Here is a 21,892-nt window from a genome sequence, read left to right as displayed (position 1 = left end):
CGTCTTATTCTTGGCATAGTAGATCCGCTCCTTGTTATGATGTGTTAATTCTACTAGCCCTTAATTTTTCTGTCCAACTAAGTGTAGCCGATCTAAAAATTAACAATCATCAACACGGCCTAAACACCTCTTCCAACCTGACCGAGGTTACTTGAATCCCCTACTCAGCTATTGAAGAGGTGTTTCTTCATTTCATATCATTATACAACTATACACAGATTATGGAAATTGTTATCATACCTCATGGAGGTGATCTTTTGAAATTAGTTCTTCCCGTTATTTATGCGATTATCTGGATTGTATATCAAACTAATCAATTACTAGGCTTCACTGGAATAAATGCATTCATGATAAAATTCCCTGCTGTATTTGTACTCATCTTTCTCGCCTTCCGAATAAAAGCACTTCACAAGACCATTCCCTGGGACTGGGGAATCCCTTTGCTCATCATGTTAATGCTCATCTTCGCATTTCTCCCTAGCATCCTTCGCCTACTGTGATATGACATCAGCAGCTTCTTATTTCATAGCCTGCCAACTTTTAAAATCATGAACAGCAAATCCGGCATAGCTCGCATAGCGGGTCAATTGGTTATGGGCGGCTTGCAGCTCCTTTTCCATCGTTTCGCTGCTCATGGAGTAAAATGATGTCCGTGGACCCTCCGAACTTTTTATTGTCTCCACGGCAATGACAATTTTCTTTTTCAACGTGGAGGCTTCTCTCAGCATCGCTTGCGCATTTTCCACGATCCCATTTCTGCCTAACGCATGATTGCGATAATTCATGATTACCAGGCAATCGAATTTTTCCAAAAGCCATGCGCTCATGCTGTAATCCGTCCCTGGCACTTTGATCGTATTCAGCCAATACGGAACGTCCATCGTAATTTTGAGATCGTTCTCCTTGGTTTCCTTCTCGATCAGTCGCAAGTTGTCCATCCAGCCTTCCAAAAGCACCTTATTGTCTTTCTTCCATTCGCTTAAGCGGTAAGGCTCGATATCGAAATGTAGTCCCGCAAACCTCGCCTCCGCTTCGACGGACGCATTGTAGGCGTTGACCCAAGCAATGAATTTTTTTATCTTATCCTGGTTTTTCTTATAAGCCCATTCAGGTCGTCCCTCTAGTGCCTCTACTTGAATCCCCTGTTCCTTGGCGCTGCGAACAAAGCTTTCATAGATCGCCGGGGCCATATCGGTATTAATTTGAAGGTAGATGGTAGTCACATTGCGCTCTTTAGCAAAGCTTATCGCCTTGTCTGAATCTCTTACGATCACTTGGCTGTCCCATATCCATGTCCCCTTCGGCACATTGCTGACGGCCGTCATGATGCTGACCTGATTCTGCTTCGGCTGCCATTCCACTTGAGCATGAAAGGCCTCGCTGATGAAGCGCAGGGGAACCATTGTACGGCCGTTTTTGAGCAGAGCTCCCCCACCAAAAGTTACGGTTTCCCCGTTTACAATGGCATGACTTTCTCCAAATCCCAGCGCAATCGTATCATTTTTATAGGTAATTAGGATCTGGTTCTGCGGCCTGTTCCACTTCACGGTTGCGCCAAGCTTCTCGGACACGAACTTGGCAGGAACCATGGTCAGGTTGGTAGCAGCGTCCACATAAGGCAGTTCGTCCGGGAAGGCTACTTCCCTTCCATCCACCTCGACTCGAAGTGAAGAAGCATAGACGCTAGGGATATTGAATCCAACACTCATACCTATACATATAACTGTCATGTACAAAAGCAATCTCTTCATATGATATATGACCTCGACTTTTCTCTTTGTAGTTCTGACATACAAGGAGATTATAAAGTGCAGAGCAATTGGCAACAAGACCCATTTCTGTATGGTGCATATCACCTAAGGTCCTATATATCTATTACCTTGCTAGGAGGCGTACATATGGTACCGCAGCGAGTGAGTCTTCTCACGATTGGCGCATATCATTTGCCTTCCCTGAGAGCCTTTTATCAGCGGCTAGGATGGGCAGAAACGGAAATAAGTTCGGATGAATATGCCGTATTCAAGACGGCAGGGGTTATTCTCTCACTGTTCCCAATTGAGAAGCTGGCGGAAGATGCAGGAGTTGAAGTGCCGAAGCAGACAAATGTATTCCGTGGAGTCACGTTCGCTATCAATGTCGATGCCCCTGAACAAGTCGATTCCACCATTGAGCAAATTAAACTTGCAGGTGCACACATTCTCCGCGAACCGAGCGATGCCTTCTGGGGAGGAAGAATTGCTTACTTCGCAGACCCGGAGAACAACTATTGGGAAGTCGCTTGGAATCCAGATTCCGTGTTTGACGAGCGAGGGGCAATGTTGACCTTTTAAAAGAAGCAGGGAGTTCATCATCGGATGAACTCCTTTTTTACTAGCTTTTATGGGGACTGATACCTTCATCATTTCATTAAAGAATGAATCCTATATTGGCAACTACTTACTCATAGTATCCTTCTGTTGACTTGCGAAATCCCTTAAACTGATTGGCATCATGCCCGTACCATACTTGGGAGTTTGTTCGTGTGGCAAGCGTGCGGATACGCTCTACCGTATTCCGGTATCCAAGCGAGTCATACAGATTGCCTGGCGGTCTCACCGGTGGACCGTAGCTCTCCGCTGTATAGATGGTATCGGAAGCAAGGATGATCCCACCCGTTTCCGGCATATTGACATGCAAGCCCAGCATGCCCCAAGCATGTCCGCTTCCGAAGTTCAGCAGCGTAATGCCCTCGGCCAATTCCAGTTGATCCTCTGTCCGCTTGATCGTTTTCCACTGTAGATTATTTTTGATCCAGGCATCGATGTCGGCCCATATGTAGCCCCCTTCTTTTTCGTTGCGGGCATACGTTTGCAGAGCTCCGTTCAGCTCGTCCTCGTGAACGATAATGGTCGCATTCGTAAACAATTCCAGACATCCTGCATGATCCAAATGCAAATGAGAAGCCACAACATACTTGATATCCTGAGGAGATACGTTCAACTGTGCCAGTCGATTATGCAGATAACATTCCTCACTCGCTTTCCACGGAAAGAGCATTTGTATCGATTCCGCCCACCGGCCCTCCTTGCCCATTCCATTCGGATTGCAAGCCGTATCGAACAGAATCTTGCCTTCTGGATGATCAATTAACACCGTATAGACAGGAAATTCCACAAATTCGGTCGCCGCATTCGGATTCAGAACCGTAGCCGGATTATGCATGGCAAGCAACCAGTTCTTATCCATGCTCATACGGCCATTATCCATCACATACAGTTTCGGACGAGCCTTGATCACATTTGTCATCTTCATTTCCTCCCATTGATTAAGTACGGCATAGGATACACACTATGATTCTATGATCAAAATCGAAGAATTACCAACTAAAATTGCATAAGGAGGGATTATCTGGACTAATGCTCAGTAAATAAAAAGCACAACAATGTCCTCTATCAATCCAGACATCATTGTGCTTGTTCGTTGATCTTTACTCTTAGTTGCTACACATCCGCGTCCTTAATGAAAATAATCTTAATTCCTATGATCTGACTTTGCCTATTGACAGCATAATACGCCGCATACGCTCCATCGCCAAATCCGGTACGAGAAACAACACCACCATCCAGCACACCGGCCTCTTCACCGCTCTCTGTAATATCGCAGCAAGCGTAATACCATTCGCTGTCCGTATCATTGGGTTCCGTACTATCTGCATCGGGATCTGGAATTCGATACTTGCTCACGTCAAAGATTCCAGCCTGTCCGCTATCTACGCCTACAATGAAGTTCCCTTTCACCCATTCAAGGGTCTCCAGCTTATCGGCAACCGAGCCGTGACAAGCAAGAAGCTTGGCACAAGCTTCTCCCCAATCTTGGACCTCCGTCTTGCTTACGTATGCGCTCCATGCTCCATTCAGCACATCGTCCAGCACACCCATAATGATCGTATTCTCATTCAAGTCATAGCATGGATCGGATACAACCAGTTTCCCGGAGGTGATTTCAAATTGACCTAATGAAATGAATATAGCAAACACTCCTTTCATAGTTCTTTCCATACTTATTTCTTCTTTTTCCGTAATCTTGGTCTCCACTTATGACCGCATTTCATACATGAATTAATCAGCTCACTATTTCCTGAAAACCCTAATATCAAACCAAATAGCATAAAAAACATGATAGTTGTAGGGCCGCCAATCGCATGACCAATCAATGTACCTAGTAACGTAAAAAAACATCCGCCTAAAAAGGCAAGTCCTGCACTAAAACCTCTTTGCCCTCCTACAATTTGTACTGAACCACATTTCTCACACCTGACTGCATCATTATGCTCATTTATCATATTATTCGTGTTACTGCTAGAACCTGTTATCCTGCCTGTCTGCTTGCCAGTACTCATCTGGCTGCTGGTAGTCCGTGTTTGTGTCGTCGCGACTGGCTTGCTCGCTCTATTGCTTGTTATCGTTCTAGTAGGCTGCACTCTATTAACTCCTTTCGAATCTATAACTATGTAGGAATAAAGTCGTATATTTAGATATTTCATACTTTATACAAAAGACCACATTTTTTCCACCAAATATTTTCCATGTAAGGCATTTAAAGATTATATCCAAGGAGAAAACACAAAGAACCCGAGAGGGGCACCTTTTATCGTGTCACCACTCGGGTTCTTAGGCTTGCAGCCTTCATGTAATGCAATATTATTGGAATGTCGTAATAATAAGCCAGATATTGAGAATCGTTAATACTACGGAAATGACCCAGGCGAGAATAACGACCCATAATTTATTTTTAAATTCGCCCATCAGTTTCTCATCGCTCGTAAAGAGAGTCAAAGGAATGATGGAAAACGGCAATGCGACGCTTAGAAATACTTGTGAATAGATCAATAATTTCTCGACTACAGATTCCGTACTCCCGAACACCAGGATACATACTACGACGGGAATAATGGCCACAAGCCGGGTAATCATCCGTCTAGCCCACATCGGCATTTTCATATGAATGAAGCCTTCCATAATGATCTGCCCGGACAATGTTCCTGTAATCGTTGAATTTTGGCCTGACGCAAGCAGGGCAACGGCGAACAATACGCTCAGTACAGGGCTGGCAATCGCACCGACAATCGAGCTGTCATTCAATGCACGGTATAACTGCCCCAGTGTATCCAAGGAGCCACTGTAACCGAAGAACAAGGATGCACCTAGAATAAGCAGTAAGCAGTTCACCACAAACGCGACAGTTAGCTGTATATTGGAGTCAATCGTCGCAAATTTGACTGCTTCTTTGAGCGATTTCCGATCTCCACGATCATACTGGCGTGCCTGCACAATCGACGAATGCAAATATAAATTGTGCGGCATTACCGTGGCGCCAACGATGCCTAGCGCGATAAACAATGCCCCGTCATTAAATACGATCTCCGTTCTTGGGATGAATCCTCCAAGCATTTGAGCCACATTCGGCTGAGCAATAATGACTTCATACAGGAAAACAACAAGTATCGTTGCAATCAACGTAACGACGATGGCTTCAATTTTCCGAAAACCAAACCGCGCTAATATCAATAGTAAAAATACATCAAGTACGGTAATAAATACACCAACGAGCAAAGGGATATTGAACAATAAATTCAATGCCACCGCACTCCCAATAACTTCAGCTATATCTGTAGCCATAATGGCCAGCTCTGTAATAATCCATAGGGCAAAGCCCCATTTTTTGCCCGTTTTCAACCGAGTTACTTGCGCCAAGTCCATTCCGGTTACAATTCCTAACTTCGCAGACATGCTCTGCAATAGCATGGCAATCAGACTGGAGATGAGAATGACCGACAACAGCAAATAACCAAACTGCGCCCCACCCGCAATGGAGGTAACCCAGTTGCCAGGATCCATGTATCCTACTGCGACTAATGCACCCGGTCCTGAATAAGCTAGCAGCTTCCTCCAGAAACCTGCATCTTGAGGTATCGGAACCGTATTATTTATTTCCTCTAAGCTTGAGCCATTTTGTGTTTTGTGAAAGAATCTGCCTTTTCCTGACTCCATAATCAGCCCACCTTTTTTCCACTCCCAAAAATGTTTCTCTATATCAACTTTTAATCATTTTATACCTTTTTCTGAAAATTTCAAGTGTTAGACATGCTTCCTGCCACTCTTTTTATATGAAAAGGGCGGCCGTTCCCTGTTTCAATCCAGGGAAGCGACCGCCTCTTGATTCCTAACGACATGTTATTGTGTTATTGTTATTGACTATTAGCCTCGCACACAACACTCACACTCACACTACACGAGCATACCCGCAATGGCTGCACTCAGCAAGTTTGCAAGTGTTGCAGCAATGATCGCGCGGAAGCCCAGCTCAGCGAGATCCTGTCTGCGGGAAGGAGCTATACCGCCCAGACCTCCAATAAGCAGCGCGATGGCTGCCAGATTGGCAAAGCCGCACAGCGCAAAGCTGATGATGACTACGCTCTTCGGAGACAAGCTTGCAATCTCAGGCGCGAACGAAGTGTACGCGACGAATTCGTTCAAGACGAACTTCTGCCCGATGAAGGAACCTGCTTGCAGCGCTTCGCTCCATGGAACACCAATCAAGAAGGCAATCGGTGCGAACAGGTAGCCGAGAATTTGCTCGAGCGTCAATGCTTCAATGCCGAACACGCCGCCAACCCAGCCGATGATCATGTTCACTAGGAAAATGAGCGAGATGAACGCCAGAAGCATCGCTCCTACCCCGGCAGCAATTTTCAGACCGTCCGAGGCACCGCGAGCAGCAGCGTCGATCACATTACGGGACTCCGTATCCTTGACCATCTGAACCTTTTCCACTCGAAGATGGTGATCAGTTTCCGGCATCATGATCTTGGCCATCAACAAGCCGCCTGGTGCCCCCATGAATGCTGCTGCAAGCAAGTATTCAATCGGTACGCCAAGCATCGCATATCCGCCCAGTACGGAACCAGACACGCACGCCAGCCCGCCGACCATAATCGCGAACAGCTCCGACTTGGTCATTTTCTCGATATAAGGCTTAACAACAAGCGGCGCTTCGGTTGGACCGAGGAAAATATTCGCTGCCGCTGACATGGATTCCGTTTCGCTCGTCTTGAGCACTTTAGATAGAAATCCGCCAATGATTCTTGTTGCCCACTGCATAATGCCGAGGTAATACAGAACTGCGATTAAGGAACAGAAGAAAATAATGATCGGCAGCACCTGCAGTGCGAACGTAAAGCCCGCCTTCTCTGCCCCGAGTATCCCGCCGAACAAGAACTGAATCCCCGCATTCGTGGAATCAATGATGCTCTGTACAACTTTGGATAAGTAGTTCAGCATCGTCTTGCCGAATTCCCACTTCAGTACGATTAACGCAAAGATGAATTGAATCGCGAACGCGCCAATGACCGTTCTCGGATTAATCGCTTTGCGATTTTTAGATAATGCCAGCGCTATAACGAGAATGCCTAAAATGCCTAGAAGCCCCCAAATGTATTGCATATACAGATCCTTTCTTCATCGAGTCTATGGCCAAGATTGTAATACGAAAGGGTCGGATAGACCTCTTCAATTTCATTCGTATGAATTCGAATATTTTGTGCTAGTTTATGGATTTTAATACATCAAATAGCATTCCCTTAAACGCATCGCGATCGACTGCTTCACATACGCGAACATTGCGCGTGCGCTCCAATCGATTGTTGATGTCGACTAGGCTGTAGCCTCTTGTCAACTCGCCCACCGTCTCTACATCAACATGATAGAGATGAGAGTTCGTCATAATCGACTCATCTGCCGCAACTGCTGCCAGCAATGTATCTGGATGCGTTGTACCATTCAGACGGTGAACGGTCTTGTTGAAGCGCATGACGACCTTGTTCACGTCCTTGAAGAATTTCGCACCCTTTGTGCCGAGCTGCTCGATTTCCGCATGGTCGTTGTCATCCATGATGGAATATTGCGTACACATTTCCCAGCCAACCATCGTGATTGGAATGCCTGAGTGAAGCACGATCTTAGCCGCTTCCGGGTCAACGTAGAAGTTGTACTCTGCCGTCGGTGTAATGTTGCCGAGCGCATTGTTCGTGCCGCCCATAATATACAAATGCGGGATTAACGGTATAATCGTCGGATCCTTCTTGATGGCCATCGCAATATTCGTCAGCGGCGCAATCGCCAGCAGATGGATTTCCCCAGGATTGTTATGCACCGTGTCAATTAAGAAATCAACCGCATGTCCAGTTGCAGGGGATTGAATCGCCTTTTCGAAAAAGGAATCGCCCATCCCGTCCTTGCCGTGTACATCCTCTACAGTGCGATGCTCTTTGTGTCCCAGTCCCATAATTGGACCTTCATATCCTTTGTACACCGGAACCTTGCCGCTATGTCCTGCAACCTGAACCGTATACAATGCATTTTCCACCTGTTGATCGAACTGCACATTACCGCCTGTAATCATAATGCCTTCGACTTGGAAATAGTGAAGGGCCGTTAAGATCGCGATTGTATCGTCACCTGCTGTGTCGGTATCAATAATGACGCGTTTCTTCTCTGACATTATGACTCCCTCTTCTCTGTTGCTTTTTTCGCTAGGTCTGTCATGTAATCGAAGAATGCATCGCGGTCTACATCGTATACGACCTGTACCGGACGACCGTCTGCCGTTTCTACCGTACGGCCTTGGCTAGCACCTTCGGTAATTACCTTGCTGTTCACCGTCTGTACCTTCACAAGATCGCTCTTGCCAACGAAGGCAGTCGTTAATACATCCCACAGATAGTAAGTCGAGTTCGTAGAGAAATGAACGAGCGGCGGCACCATTGCGTAGCATTGACCGAGGAAATCCACCCCGATATGCTTGCGCTCTGCAGCCCAGCGTTCACGAACATCCAGTGTAAGCGGTACTTGGTTCGTGCTTTCCAGCGCTACGAGATCAATCTCGATTCCGCTCTCCCACACGCGAGCAGCAGCATCCGGATCCCAGAATACGTTCCATTCTGCTGTTCCGTCATGCTCAGGCTCATGCACATTGCCCGCTTCGCGGAATGTACCGCCCATCCATACAAGGCGTTCTACCTTCTCTTCAATTGTTGGATCCATATCTAATGCGCGAGCAAGATCAGTCAGCGGACCTGTGAATAACAAGGTCGTCTTGCCTTCCGTTGCACGCAGCGTATCAATAATGTGTTCATGTGCCGGCTTGTCCGCAACCGGAGTTACGACCTTGCCAGATTCATTCAAGAGCGGCAGAGCATCCACATAGAATGCATGCATGCGCCAGTCTTTCGGGAAAGGATTTTTCCCACGCGAATTAGACGCGGCTACATCCAGCCCGCCTGTTCCGAAGCGATCAATGATTTTACGGCTTGCAAACATCGCTGGTTCTAAGTAGCAATCCGCTGGAATAACGGATACACCTGTCAACTCAACGTTATCCATTTGCAATAACAAAAACAAAGAAATCAAATCATCAACGCCGCCATCGTGGTTAAAATAAATCTTTTTCTTCATCTTGTCTCCATTCCATACATCAACACTTCATGTGAAGTAAATGTATTCTATGTTATATCCGTACAAAGTGTCGCAAAACCGAACAAACAAAAATGATTTTTATCGCATTATTCGGATTCCGTTATAAATAATACTAAATTTTCTTTTAAAAATATATAGTTAAAAGAAAAAAATATTCGATTCTAAAGTATTAATAGGGAGAATTGTCACTTATTCCTATCTGACAAATGATACTTCCTCTCCCCAGTCCCGTACATCCCTCGCTTTATTGCAAAGAAATGTCCTCACCGCGAAGAGAGGACATTCGTACATGATCTATCATAATAGAAAGTATAGAGAAATAAAATCAACAAAGTTTCTGACTCCATTCTGCCGATTACATATATAGTATTGTCTGATTCCTAAAACCTAATCCTCCTACGAAAGGAGAACAAATTGTGCAGCAGCGTCCATCTAGAACGCCAGTAAAACCTATCAACAGAACCACAATGAGATCACCCAGCAGAACAGCAGAGCCTGACAGAAATCGTAGAACCCGTGAGCAGCCCAGAACGATTCGCCCTGCTTCGATCAACTCACAGTCAGGGAAGCCGGAAAAAGTGACAGAACTTCCTAAGACATCGACCAGCAAACCTGCTGCTAAACCTGTCTCACCTTCCAAGGCTCCCGTAAATAGACAGGGGCAAGCAGTTGCTTCCCTTATGTTCAGCCTACTTGGTATCCTGTCATTTCTATACATATTGAATCATCTGAACGAGGTGATCAAGTATAACTCCATATTCACGTCCAAACTAAAGCCCGTCATGATTACGTCCTTTATCTTGAACATAATTGGATTTGCATTAGGGATCAGTGCGAGACATTCTGCGCGAGGCGGAGGGATAGCAATCGTTGGGGCGACATTTGCTTCGATTCCTCTAGGCATTTGCGTGGTTATTCTCCTTGTATTTATCTTGAAGTTGACGGGTGTCCAACCTCTATGAGGGGAGCGCTCCCCCTTGTCGTACTTCTGAAATTACAAAAAGAGAGAGTGGCTCCCCACTCTCTGCCTGCCCACTTATGATCCATTTATCTAGAAATGCCATCTATCCAATTCTATTCTTCGACCGAAGGCCCAACTACTGTCAGCATCATAATCGAGGTTTGGAATCTACCGCTTTCGGGAACGATGCACAGCACTTGCTGCCCTTCCATTAGATGTCCCTCATTCATGAGCTCCTCCAGCATAATGTATATCGAAGCGGAAGCCGTGTTTCCCTTTGTATATAAATTCGTAAACCATTTCTCTGCTGGTATTGATACCCCGCCCTGCTTCAACAACCGGAATATCTCATCTCTAAAAAAATGCGACGAGTAGTGGCAAACCATCCAATCGATGGTCTCGGGTTCAATCCGGCCTTCCTGCACCAGCTCCAAAAATCGACGAACACCTACCGTCGTGATTTCATTAACTAGTCTGACGTCTTGCTTCAGATTTAGAGCCCCTTGATCCGCCGCTTCATGAATGGATGCATAATCAAGCCACGAAGGAACTCCACTGTCCTTGTCCATACCGGAATACATGCACACGTCATACTCATTTGCATAGGACTTGTTATCAATCCATTCGATGCGCAGCGATAACCCCTTCGTGGAGTGCTTGTCCTGCAATATAGCCGCGCCTGCACCATCCGACAGCATAAATCGCAAAAAGTCCGTGTCAAACGGCACTCGCCCATTGCTATGTACAGACTGCGCCTCAAACTTCGTATGCTTAAATTCACGGCTCAGAAACTCACTGGCACAGGCGACTGCTGCTTCTTGTTCGCCAGATTTAATTTGTAAGTACGCATATTTAAGTGCCTGCATACCGCTAGCACATAAACCCGAATGCGAGGATATCTCCATTACCGGCAAGCCCGCTTCGGCATGTACCATACTCGCAAAACCAGGAAGAAGCAAATCGGCTCTCGTCGATCCCGTTGCTAGGAAGCCAATATCCTGTTCTGCTATGTTTTCATTTCGTTCTAGTGCATCTCGTATTGCTAGAGCAGCCATTTCTGCGTTCGTATATAAGCTCTGTTGTTCTTTGTTCATTGCGTAGTAGCGATATTTTATCTGATTCTTTTCAAGGATGATCCGCTTGGTCTTTGAGGTCTTACCACCAATTTTGCCTAGATAATCTTCAATTTCATCATTACTAACCGGAGAGCCAGGAAGGAATTTACCTATACTTGTTATATAGACTTGATTCATGAAGCACCTCCATAAAATATGATATATTTCTTGATTATCATAGAATTTAATTAAATTGTAAAGTATTGGATTTTTCGAGCGCAAAAAAAGAACGCTCTATTCCCGTATCAGAGCGTTCTTCTTCCATTTTGCTTCAATTGTGTGCTACTACACGCTAACTAATCCTTATACGGATCGAACTCATCTGCTCCGGCCATACACACGCCGATCGGCTTTAATGTGTGCATCACTTCGATCGTTTCTGCATGTGCATCCAATACCTCCTGCAGCTTCCGATACACAAACGGACTCTCGTCCGTGCCCGCTCCGCGCAGCTCGACGCCGAATGTGCGCACGGCCTCCATCATTTGCGCTGTCGTAATTTTACCGCCGCTTCGAGTTCGGGTCTTCCAGTTCATTTTGCCTGCCGCCTGCGTCCGGCTCATGATCCGTCCCGCGCCATGAACGGTGCTGTAATAAGCTTCGCTATTCTCTATGCTATCCTTGCCTTTTACAATTACCGATATGTCGCCCATACTGCCGCCGATAAAGCCGACCTGCCCCGGTGCGGAAGGAGTCGCCCCTTTACGGACAACCATGACTTCTTTGCCGTTATGTGTTTCTTTCCAAGCATAGTTATGGTGATTGTGCACCTCAAGATCAGCATCCGTACCCAGAATAGCCAGCACTTGCTCGATTACGTAATCCCGTCCTGCATAGGCATATCGCCCAGCCAGCTTCATGGCACGGTAATACATATCTCCAACCTCGCTGCTCAAATCAAGCAGGATAGGCGGCTGATCCATCTTCTCTCCTGGAGCACTGGCAAGGAACTCCCGTCCAACAGCCAAATTCAGAAATCCGCTCGCCGTCTTATGCCCGAATCCTCTGCTCCCGAAATGATTCGCAACCCAAAGGCGTCCCGTCCCTACTTCCTCGAACAAGTCTACAAAATGATTGCCGCTTCCGACGGTACCAAGCTGATTGCGAGCCAATGCTTTCAGCTTGTCATGCTCCTGCTTGCCAATCGCTTGATAGACGTTCCAGTCCGGATCATCGAAGAGATCGTGATCCACTTTCTCATTATTGACTCTCCCCATCCCGAAGGAGATTTTGCGGGCGATTTTGTCCATGATTTTCGGCAATCTAGGCTTGATTTCTTCTGCTGTCAAATGAGTACGGACTGCTTTGTTCCCGCAGGCAATGTCATACCCGACACCTGAAGGCGAGATTTGCCCGTCATAGACTACGACCCCGCCAATCGGCTGACTGTATCCTTTATGATGATCCGCCATCAGCAGGGCTTGAACCACATTGCCCGTCCTAGCGCACATTTTCGCTTGCGCAACGGCGCTCTCCTCCGGGTTGCCCCACACACGTACGCCATCTATATGTTGATATGCCATATATTCCTTCAACTCCAGGTAAAATATGATTTCTATTCTTACATTCAAACGCCTTTTGCTTCTCGCAGCGCACAAATTCGTTCTCTTACCGATTCTTCCGTCTCTACTTCTAACGAATGAATGACCGCCCCGATGAGCTGCTCACCCCATGAAGCAGCGTCCCAGCCCTCCAATGCCCGCAGCGCCATATTCCGATTGCGAACGACAGGACTGTTTAGACCTGCCTTAACGAGCCTCTCTCCAATACCAGCGAATCGCTCCAAGCTCTGCAAGATGCTATTTAAGCATTGATGCGCAATGTACTCTTTCCCAAGCCCCATCTCAGCCCCCGGACCTGTAGCGATATCCTGCAGCGGCAGGTGTTCCTCAGCGAACTGAACCACCTTCCGAATTTTGCTCGTGTCTTCTGATTTCATGAGCTGCAAGTAAAGGGAATCCTGCAGTGGATCCTCAGCAAGCTGATGATAAAGGGTCTCCCAAATATCTATCCCGAGCTTCCCTGCGCATGCTATACCGTAATAGCGATTCACCGATTCGCTCGATTCAATTGCATCCAGCACGTTCCCCTTCCATTTCGGCTGGGCAATGATCACTTGAACTGCTTCTATCGTATCGGTTCTAAGCTGCTCCGTCCATCCTGCAGACATTCGCTCGTTCCATCTCTCCTCATCTTGGGCTAAGAAGTCGTGCAGATGGAACATAACCGATAGGTGCTTGACCGTGGAACACATTTCTCGCGCCAACCTTACATAATCCGATAGCACTTGTGGAGCATACTCATAATCATCGATATCCTCTGCGGGGCCTCCATTTAACAAAGCTTCAATAATATCCGTCGCACCTTCATACAATTCGTGGTCAACCTGCTCGACGGATAGCGCCCCCTGCAAGCCTCCATTTCTCGCACATATGCATGCCAAATATTCATCCATAATATTGTTCTGGCATCCATAGCGCAGCAGCCAATCTCGAATTTCCTGCGTCGCCGGCTCCAGCCTCTCAACGAGATGAATTTTCCCCCAACCATGAACATGCTTGGCTAATTCCCATAGCACCTCGTTGCTGTCGTCCATTCCATTCCGAATCGCGACTGCCGTATACAGCGTGAACTCATCATGCCTACCGAGCGTTAGAAGCAGCTCCTTCACGTGTTCATTTTGGAATAGGCCGAGCAGCGCAATACCGAACTTTACGATATTGCGATGTGCCCCATGCTCAGCGAGCCATACCGCTTCATGGAATACGGGCTCTGGTCGTATATCTGGATGAGTACGTACCTGCTCCAATATATCGTCAATCATGCTGCTTATTTCAGCCGTAACGAGCTTCATATACAGTGCCTTTCGCGTGGCATGCTTTGTCTCCCTAGAGTGCTTCGCCAATAATTCGACGATTTCGTCTACCTCTTCCTCCCGCTCACTGCCTGCTGCATGGTGACTGAGCACTCCGTCCAAGGCACCTGATGCCCACCGTAACTTGCTGTCAGCCCAGAATTCGTCGTCATCCGGCAAAGAGCCATTTACTGACTCCCCTTGATCTCGTATGTATGAATAAATGGAAGGTCTCCCCTTCCATGGTGCCGCTTGGTCAAAAGAAATAATCATCGTACTGTTCCCCTTTCCCGATACGTTCTTCTGCCTCTATCCTCGCTTAAGTCCAATCCAATGAACATGGTAAAAGTATTACGACCATCCATGAAGCTGTTTATGTAATGGGCTGCAAACACGCGACTGACGCAATATATTATATACAAAACTTTTCTTGATTTATGGTAAAATTTATATATTATTCGCATAAGTGAGGTGCTGGACATGAACATTCGTGCAGTGAGAACATCCGATTATACCAGTGTAATTTCTGTTCTTAACGATTGGTGGGGCGGCAGAAATATGTCTGACATGCTGCCAAAATTGTTTTTTGTCCATTTTCAACAAACGAGCTTTATTGCAGAACAAGACGGGGAAATGGTCGCCTTCTTAATTGGGTTCGTGTCGCAAACCTATCCGAACGAGGCCTATATCCATTTTATCGGTGTTCACCCGAATCATCGAAAGTCCGGGATCGCGAAAAGGCTGTACGAAACGTTCTTCGATGCCGTACGGCAATACGATTGCGATATCGTCCGCTGTTTGACTTCACCCGTTAATACGACTTCGATCGCATTTCATACGCGGATGGGCTTCCGAATCGAAGAAGGAGACGGCGAGATAGATGGGATTCCCGTACATACGAACTATGACGGAAGAGGCGGAAGCAGAGTGCTGTTTGTTACCTCTATCAAGTAAATCCTCCATTAAATAAGCGACATAGTTCGGATAAATGACAGCCGTTTCCCAGTACATACCGAGAAACGGCTTCCTACTTTTTGTTGACGATAAGCATCGTACGCTACTTCTTACACCTCGGTGGCTCCATCCTTCGGCGGGACGGATATCCCCTGTTCTGCCGCTCTGCTCACTGATTCCCACGCTTCCCAAGTCGTAATGCGTTCCTTATAAGTGTTTCTGGCGATATCAAAAATCGCGCTTCCCAAAATAAGCCGCAAAGGCGGGTTCTCGCTATCCACCAGCTTCATAAGCGCTTCGGCAGCCAATGCAGGGTCACTATCTATCGAACTTTCCGCATACTGTTGGGCTAGCTCTTCTCGAAGAGAATGGTAAGCCTCTAATGGCTGGCTATAGCGCATCGTGCTGTATAAATCCGTCCAATACCCGCCCGGCTCCACGAGCGTCAACTTCACCCCAAAGTGGGCTGCTTCCTGCGCCAACGCTTCGCTTAGGCCCTCTAGTGCAAATTTGCTAGCACTATACATGCCTGTCATTGGACCTGAGATTACTCCCCCTATGCTGGAAATTTGAATCAAATGCCCTGACCGCTGCTCACGCAAGTAAGGGAATACCGCCTGAGAAACCCATACCGCACCGAAAAAATTCGTTTCAATAAGATCTCTTGCATCGGCTTCGCTCAGTTCCTCGACCATGCCTAACGTCATCATGCCCGCGTTGTTCACGACAATATCAAGACGCCCGAAATGCTCTACCGCCGCCTTTACGGTTGCAAATACAGATTCCCGCTCCCGGATATCAAGCCGTAAAAATAGCAGTGCATCTTGGTATTGCTCTTTCAGTGATTCTAACTTCCCGACGGTTCTGGCGACGGCTACAACCTGATCCCCTGCTTCTAGCGCAGCATTGGCAAATGCATAGCCCAGCCCCTTGCTGGCGCCCGTAATCAGCCACACGCGTCTCTTCTTATTCTTCCGATCTTTAGGATTGAACAGTTCCTGTGTTATCATAGGAAATCCCCCCTAACCAAAATAAAAAAACACAGACAAATGCTCTGCCTGTGCCAACTATAATCGGGTAGGAATATCCCTGTATAAGTCCATGTTCGGACAGCGCCAAAGAAGCCCTCGATAAAAAACGCAGGCAAATCCTCGCGACACTCGCCAAGACATGAACAAGACGGCATATGGACAGACTTATCCCGATTGCTCTGCTGACAGGCAGAGAAACAAAGAACCAATGAATGCAATTTGCATGGTTGGCTTATCGGGAACAATCTATCACACATAACCCTCCGTTCCTGTTAGATACCAATACTGTAACAAAGCCTACAGGAATTTTCAACCAAAATGTAACTAACCAGCTAGCACCTTCAATATTGCCTTTATCCTGATCACAGTCTTCATGTTCCGTTTGTTAGGGCAGCGATGATGGAAGTCTTCATTTGCTAGCAGATGCTGATTGTTTACTAGCTTTCCATTCTTCATAACGCTCTGTAATCGTCGGCTCAATCATGAGATAGTTTTCAGTCTGAAAAGAAACGCGGAATTTTGACCTGTTCACTTAGAGGAGCTTAGGGAACTGTGTGTAGTTTAACAGATGATTCGAATATAGACTTTCAAATAAAAAAATCCCCTCCAGAAGGTATTGGTTGCTCCAATTACCTCTGAGGGGATGCTTCATTATACTTTCTTCACATGGACGAAATCGAAATTAAATTCTATCTTTTCCCCGGATCATACGGCTCTCCGAGTGCGGTTGGTCCGCTCGTACGCCCAACTGCAAAGAGCAGCACCAGCAAGGTCAACAGATAAGGAAGCATGTAGAACACTTCAGTCGGTATCGTCTTCGCCCAATCATAAATAACGACTTGATCCTTGAGTGCTTGGGCAAATCCGAAGAAAATCGCTGCGCCAAACGCCCCTATTGGGTTCCACTTCCCGAAGATGACCGCGGCAAGGGCAATAAAGCCTTGACCGGAAATCGTGCTCTGCGCGAAGCTGCTGTTCGCCGTTAAGGCGACCGTTGCGCCTCCTAGGGCAGCGATGGATCCTCCAACCAGAATGGATAACGTACGAAGGCGATTGACCTTCACGCCTGCCGTATCAGCAGCCCCAGGGTGTTCCCCAACCGCGCGCATCCGCAAGCCAAGCGGTGTCTTATACATGACGAACCATACCACGAATACACAAATATAAGCGATATAGGTCGTTGGATATGCCGTAAAGAATGCTTTTCCGAAGAACGGAATGTCACTCAACAATGGGATGGACCATTTAAAAAACACCTCAATGATCGGCGTCTCCGCTGCTCCATCGAACAAGAGCTTGACCATGAAGAACGTCGAGCTCGCCGCCAGCAAGTTGACGACAATCCCGCTGATTACCTGATTTGCTTTAAATTTTATCGAAGCAAGTGCATGAATGCCGGAGAAGATCAGCGTGAAAATCATGGCACCGAGGAGACCTAACCAAGGCGAAGCACCGCCAAGCCCCGCACTCTCCGCATAATGCGTCGTAACCGCAGCAGCGAAGGCTCCCGATATCATAAACCCTTCAAGTCCCAGGTTAATAACACCGGTACGTTCGACGATCACCCCGCCAAGTGCGGCAAAGATCAATGCCGTGGCAAACACGAATGTTCCATTCAATAGATTGGCTAGAATATCCATGGTTTACCCCTCCTCCCGCTTCGATTTGCGTTTGAACATCTTGATGAACATGCGGATGGCTCCTGGAGCTGCCGCGAAGAAGATAATGATACTGATTACCATCTTAATCACTTCAGGAGGCACATCAGCACCGAAGCTCATTCCTTGCGCACCATAATACAAGCCGCCAAATAGAGCTGCGGACAAGGTTACCCCAACTGCCGTGTTCATGCCGAGCAGGGCTACCGCGATTCCATCGAACCCAATGCCAGAAGTATTAGGCGTAATCGCCATATACTTAAATACACCGAGCACTTCGAACGTGCCAATCAAGCCGCCAAGCGCGCCAGAGATAAAGAACGTACGAATCGCAATCTTAGATACATTCATCCCTGCGTATTCCGCAGCATGCCTATTGTATCCTACTGCACGAATCTCATAGCCCTTCTTGGTGCGGTTCATATAATAGTAATAACCGATAAGGATGAAGATGACGATGAAGAATCCCCAGTGAATACGAGCCCCGCTGAGCAGATCCGATAACCACGGAATCTGGATGTCCGCAGATTCATGGATCATTTGTGAACGGGATGTGCCTGCTTCAGCCATGTACGATTTGATTGCAATATGACTAATATATAGGGCAATCCAGTTCAGCATGATGCACGAGATAACTTCATTCAACCCGCGTTTGACTTTGAATATGGCGACCAGTGCCCCCCATATTCCACCGAACAAGGTTCCGACGAGTATCGCTACGATCCCATGAATGAATGGCGGCAATTCCAGCATATTTCCGACCATCAAGGCCCCGAGAGAGCCCATCACGATCTGCCCTTCCACCCCGATATTGAACATCCCGCCGCGGAATGCGATCGCAACCGCGAGACCTGATAGAATCAGTGGGACGATAGAACGCAGCGTTTCACCGATGTCATAGACACTACCGAAAATCTTATCTATCAACGAAGAATAGGCAAGCAATGGATCATATCCGCCAATCAGCATCACAATCGCGCCGATGACAATCCCGATCACAATGGAAATGACCGGTATCCAGATCGATTCTTGACGCAGAAGCTTGTTCACACGATTCAATTCGATTCGCCTCCTTGTCGTCTGCCCGCCATCATCAATCCTAGCTCTTGATCATTGGTCTCTTCTGGACGAGCTTCTCCTACGATTTGGCCATTGAAGAGCACGATAATTCGATCAGCCACGTTCATGATTTCTTCCAATTCGAAGGATACGAGAAGTATGCCTTTGCCATTATCGCGTTCCGCAATGAGCGCCTTATGGACAAACTCAATCGCTCCAACATCGAGGCCGCGTGTCGGTTGCGCGGCGATCAACAGCTTGGGATGCCGATCAATTTCCCGCGCGATAATTAATTTCTGCTGGTTGCCTCCGGACATTGCACGTACCGGCACCTCATATCCGGGAATACGGATATCGAATGATCTCACGTATTTCTCGGCAAGCGTTAACGCAGCTTTGTGATCCATAAGTCCGCCCTTCGTCAATTCAGGCTTATCATAGGTCTGCAAGATTGCATTCTCCGGCACGGTAAAGTCCAACACCAGACCATGCTTATGGCGATCCTGCGGAATATGCGACATTCCAGCTCGGCCAACCTCACGCGGAGTCTTGTTCACGACATTGACGCCGTCCAACTGAATCTCGCCCGATTCTACACGCCGCATGCCTGTTAATGCTTCGATTAACTCGGTTTGTCCGTTCCCATCAACCCCCGCAATGCCGACGATTTCACCCGCACGAACCTGGAAGGAGAGGCCGTCTACCGCAAATTGTCCATTATCCCTGCGAACGTGTAAGTTGTTTACGTTCAGAATAGGCTGCATCGGATTGGCTGGAGCCTTCTCCGTCTTGAACCGCACTTCGCGGCCCACCATCTTCTCAGCCAATTCTTGAGGGCTGGAATCCTTGACCATAACCGAGTCGATCACGCGCCCCCGGCGAATAATGGTGCACGTATCCGCAACCTCCATAATTTCCTTCAGCTTGTGCGTGATGATAATAATGGACTTGCCTTCACTCGCAAGCCGCTTCATAATGGCAAGCAGATCCGTAATCTCTTGAGGTGTCAGCACCGCCGTCGGCTCGTCCAAGATGACGATATCTGCGCCGCGGTACAGCGTCTTCAAGATTTCTACCCGCTGCTGCATTCCTACTGAAATATGCTCAATCTTGGCAGCAGGATCCACATTTAGGCCATACTGCTCCGATAATTGCCGAATTTTAGCTGAAGCACTCTTCAAATCAGTTCTCAGACCGGATTTCGGTTCCATGCCGAGAATGATATTTTCAGTGACCGTAAAAGGCTGTACAAGCTTGAAATGTTGATGCACCATCCCAATCCCCAGCTCAATCGCCCGGTTCGGGGTATCCATAATCACTTCTTGTCCGTTGACCCAAATAGAGCCTTCTGTTGGCTGATACAATCCGAATACGATATTCATCAATGTCGACTTGCCCGCACCATTCTCACCAAGCAAGGCATGAATTTCACCCTTCTTCAAGGCAAAGCAGATGTCTTCATTCGCGACGACGTCACCAAATCGCTTTGTGATTCCTTTTAACTCCAATACCGTCTCTGTATGCACCATTAGACTTGGCTCCTTCCTCCTCCAGAAACAACCCCCCGCTGATTAGGCGAGGGGAGCTTTTCGGTTCCAATCGGTTCTTTGCTCTAAATTTCTGGTACGACAATTTCACCGTCAATAATTTTTTTGCGGTATTCTTCCACTTTCGCCAATACATCTGCCGGAACGTTCTTAGTGGATGTTGGTGCAATGTCAACACCGTTATCTTTGAGACCCATGTTCGTCACTTTACCGCCTGGGAAGTTGCCTTCTGCTAGTTGCTTCGAGATTTCATAGACAGCGACATCAACTTTCTTGATCATGGACGTTAAGGTTACTTCATCGCCGAACGTCAGAGATTGGTCTTTATCTACCCCGATAACCCATACTTTTTGCCCTTGGGAGACACGCTCTTTCGCCTCGTTAAATACGCCGTTGCCTGTCAATCCTGAAGCATGGAAAATAATATCTGCGCCGTCATTGTACATCGTCGCCGCAGCGGATTTCCCCATATCAACGCGTGTAAATTGCCCTGTATAGTTCACGGATAATTGTGCATTCGGATTTACGGCTTTGATCCCTTCACGGAAACCGGCCGCGAAGCGTTGGATTGGAGGGATTTCCATGCCGCCGACGAAGCCAATTTTATTCGATTTGGTCATCAAGCCAGCGATTACCCCTACTAAGTAGGCCCCTTCTTGTTCTTTGAAGGAAACAGCTGCAACGTTTGGCACAACAATGGAAGAATCAATGATGCCAAGCTTCGCATCCGGGTTTTCTTTGGCAATTTGCGTTATGGCACCATCCAATGTATAAGCTGTCGCCCATGTGAGGTCATATCCGCCTTTGACGAATTGATTCAAATTTGGGATGACTTCAGAATCTTGTTTGGGTTCCGCGTATTTGACATCGTATCCAAAGTCAGCCTTCAACTTCTGCAATCCTTCCCATGCATTCTGGTTGAAGGATTTGTCATTGACACTACCCAAGTCAGTAACCATACCGATTTTGAGCTTTTTGCCGCCAGTTTCTCCAGCTGTGCCAGCTCCGCTCTTGGATTCATTCTTCGCGCCACATGCGGATAACACCATGGAAACCATCAATACGAATACAAGTAAAAGATTCATCTTTTTCTTCATCTGTTTGACCCTCCGACACATAATTGAATTTGTAAAAATCTATTTTCATTACCGGTAATGGGCTTCACTTGCCTTGAACTTCAGCCGCATCACGGTCATAATGA

At 47.1% G+C, this 21,892-nt stretch carries 18 protein-coding genes; 3 read left to right on the top strand and 15 right to left on the bottom strand.

The window, feature by feature from the left end:
* Positions 1–518: 518 nt before the first annotated feature.
* Entirely contained in the window at positions 519–1,730 is a 1,212-nt protein-coding gene (locus BP95_RS0115370; RefSeq protein WP_442952332.1) for a copper amine oxidase N-terminal domain-containing protein, read from the bottom strand.
* A 168-nt stretch (positions 1,731–1,898) separates the two neighbouring features.
* Here BP95_RS0115370 and BP95_RS0115365 point away from each other — a divergent pair, with 168 nt between their 5' ends.
* The gene (locus BP95_RS0115365) at positions 1,899–2,330 is read left to right on the top strand and encodes a VOC family protein (protein ID WP_021255476.1); all 432 of its coding nucleotides are present in this window, start codon (positions 1,899–1,901) and stop codon (positions 2,328–2,330) included.
* 106 nt (positions 2,331–2,436) lie between these two features.
* Here the strand turns inward: BP95_RS0115365 and ahlS are convergent, their stop codons facing one another.
* The 6 genes from ahlS to BP95_RS0115330 form a co-directional block, all read right to left on the bottom strand.
* Positions 2,437–3,285, bottom strand: coding sequence for an AhlS family quorum-quenching N-acyl homoserine lactonase (gene ahlS, locus BP95_RS0115360; RefSeq protein ID WP_028532636.1), 849 nt, complete (start codon positions 3,283–3,285; stop codon positions 2,437–2,439).
* 194 nt (positions 3,286–3,479) lie between these two features.
* Positions 3,480–4,007 (bottom strand): DUF4241 domain-containing protein, encoded by a 528-nt coding sequence (locus BP95_RS0115355; protein WP_081819895.1) that lies wholly within the window; start codon positions 4,005–4,007, stop codon positions 3,480–3,482.
* 672 nt (positions 4,008–4,679) lie between these two features.
* Positions 4,680–6,029, bottom strand: coding sequence for an Nramp family divalent metal transporter (locus BP95_RS0115345; RefSeq protein WP_021255482.1), 1,350 nt, complete (start codon positions 6,027–6,029; stop codon positions 4,680–4,682).
* A gap of 237 nt (positions 6,030–6,266) precedes the next feature.
* Positions 6,267–7,481 (bottom strand): NupC/NupG family nucleoside CNT transporter, encoded by a 1,215-nt coding sequence (locus tag BP95_RS0115340; RefSeq protein WP_021255483.1) that lies wholly within the window; start codon positions 7,479–7,481, stop codon positions 6,267–6,269.
* Positions 7,482–7,581: 100 nt separating this feature from the next.
* Positions 7,582–8,538 carry a nucleoside hydrolase gene (locus BP95_RS0115335; RefSeq protein WP_028532633.1) on the bottom strand — a complete coding sequence of 319 codons (957 nt, stop codon included), beginning with the start codon at positions 8,536–8,538 and terminating at the stop codon, positions 7,582–7,584.
* On the bottom strand, positions 8,538–9,491 hold the full coding sequence (locus tag BP95_RS0115330) for a nucleoside hydrolase (RefSeq protein WP_021255485.1): 954 nt from the start codon (positions 9,489–9,491) through the stop codon (positions 8,538–8,540). Before BP95_RS0115330 ends, BP95_RS0115335 begins: the two co-directional genes overlap by 1 nt.
* Positions 9,492–9,928: 437 nt before the next feature.
* On the opposite strand from BP95_RS0115330, the gene BP95_RS31975 reads away from it, so the two are divergent.
* On the top strand, positions 9,929–10,474 hold the full coding sequence (locus tag BP95_RS31975) for a hypothetical protein (RefSeq protein WP_051614096.1): 546 nt from the start codon (positions 9,929–9,931) through the stop codon (positions 10,472–10,474).
* A 112-nt stretch (positions 10,475–10,586) separates the two neighbouring features.
* Here BP95_RS31975 and BP95_RS0115320 read toward each other — a convergent pair whose 3' ends face one another.
* The 3 genes from BP95_RS0115320 to BP95_RS0115310 all read right to left on the bottom strand — a co-directional run bounded on the left by BP95_RS0115320 (position 10,587) and on the right by BP95_RS0115310 (position 14,715).
* Positions 10,587–11,726, bottom strand: coding sequence for a beta-ketoacyl-ACP synthase III (locus BP95_RS0115320; protein ID WP_028532632.1), 1,140 nt, complete (start codon positions 11,724–11,726; stop codon positions 10,587–10,589).
* Between the two features lie 158 nt (positions 11,727–11,884).
* Positions 11,885–13,111: an RtcB family protein gene (locus BP95_RS0115315; protein WP_028532631.1), complete on the bottom strand. Its 1,227-nt coding sequence runs from the start codon at positions 13,109–13,111 to the stop codon at positions 11,885–11,887.
* A gap of 44 nt (positions 13,112–13,155) precedes the next feature.
* Positions 13,156–14,715 carry a hypothetical protein gene (locus BP95_RS0115310; RefSeq protein WP_028532630.1) on the bottom strand — a complete coding sequence of 520 codons (1,560 nt, stop codon included), beginning with the start codon at positions 14,713–14,715 and terminating at the stop codon, positions 13,156–13,158.
* A gap of 207 nt (positions 14,716–14,922) precedes the next feature.
* Between BP95_RS0115310 and BP95_RS0115305 the strand changes: the two genes are divergently transcribed.
* Positions 14,923–15,396: a GNAT family N-acetyltransferase gene (locus BP95_RS0115305; RefSeq protein ID WP_028532629.1), complete on the top strand. Its 474-nt coding sequence runs from the start codon at positions 14,923–14,925 to the stop codon at positions 15,394–15,396.
* Between the two features lie 110 nt (positions 15,397–15,506).
* Here the strand turns inward: BP95_RS0115305 and BP95_RS0115300 are convergent, their stop codons facing one another.
* The 5 genes from BP95_RS0115300 to BP95_RS0115280 all read right to left on the bottom strand — a co-directional run bounded on the left by BP95_RS0115300 (position 15,507) and on the right by BP95_RS0115280 (position 21,788).
* Positions 15,507–16,406: an SDR family oxidoreductase gene (locus BP95_RS0115300; protein ID WP_051614095.1), complete on the bottom strand. Its 900-nt coding sequence runs from the start codon at positions 16,404–16,406 to the stop codon at positions 15,507–15,509.
* Between the two features lie 710 nt (positions 16,407–17,116).
* Positions 17,117–18,067, bottom strand: coding sequence for an ABC transporter permease (locus tag BP95_RS0115295; RefSeq protein WP_021255492.1), 951 nt, complete (start codon positions 18,065–18,067; stop codon positions 17,117–17,119).
* 3 nt (positions 18,068–18,070) lie between these two features.
* Positions 18,071–19,144 (bottom strand): ABC transporter permease, encoded by a 1,074-nt coding sequence (locus BP95_RS0115290; RefSeq protein ID WP_021255493.1) that lies wholly within the window; start codon positions 19,142–19,144, stop codon positions 18,071–18,073.
* Positions 19,141–20,673 carry an ABC transporter ATP-binding protein gene (locus BP95_RS0115285; protein WP_021255494.1) on the bottom strand — a complete coding sequence of 511 codons (1,533 nt, stop codon included), beginning with the start codon at positions 20,671–20,673 and terminating at the stop codon, positions 19,141–19,143. The genes BP95_RS0115290 and BP95_RS0115285 overlap by 4 nt, the downstream gene beginning before the upstream one ends.
* Before the next feature lie 83 nt (positions 20,674–20,756).
* On the bottom strand, positions 20,757–21,788 hold the full coding sequence (locus tag BP95_RS0115280; protein ID WP_028532627.1) for a BMP family lipoprotein: 1,032 nt from the start codon (positions 21,786–21,788) through the stop codon (positions 20,757–20,759).
* Between the last annotated feature and the right edge of the window lie 104 nt (positions 21,789–21,892).

The organism is Paenibacillus sp. UNC217MF, from assembly GCF_000686865.1.
GTDB classification, from domain to species: Bacteria; Bacillota; Bacilli; order Paenibacillales; family Paenibacillaceae; genus Paenibacillus_B; species Paenibacillus_B suaedae.
Note: the sequence above shows the minus strand (reverse complement) of the source record. Positions and strands in the feature narration are given on the sequence as shown.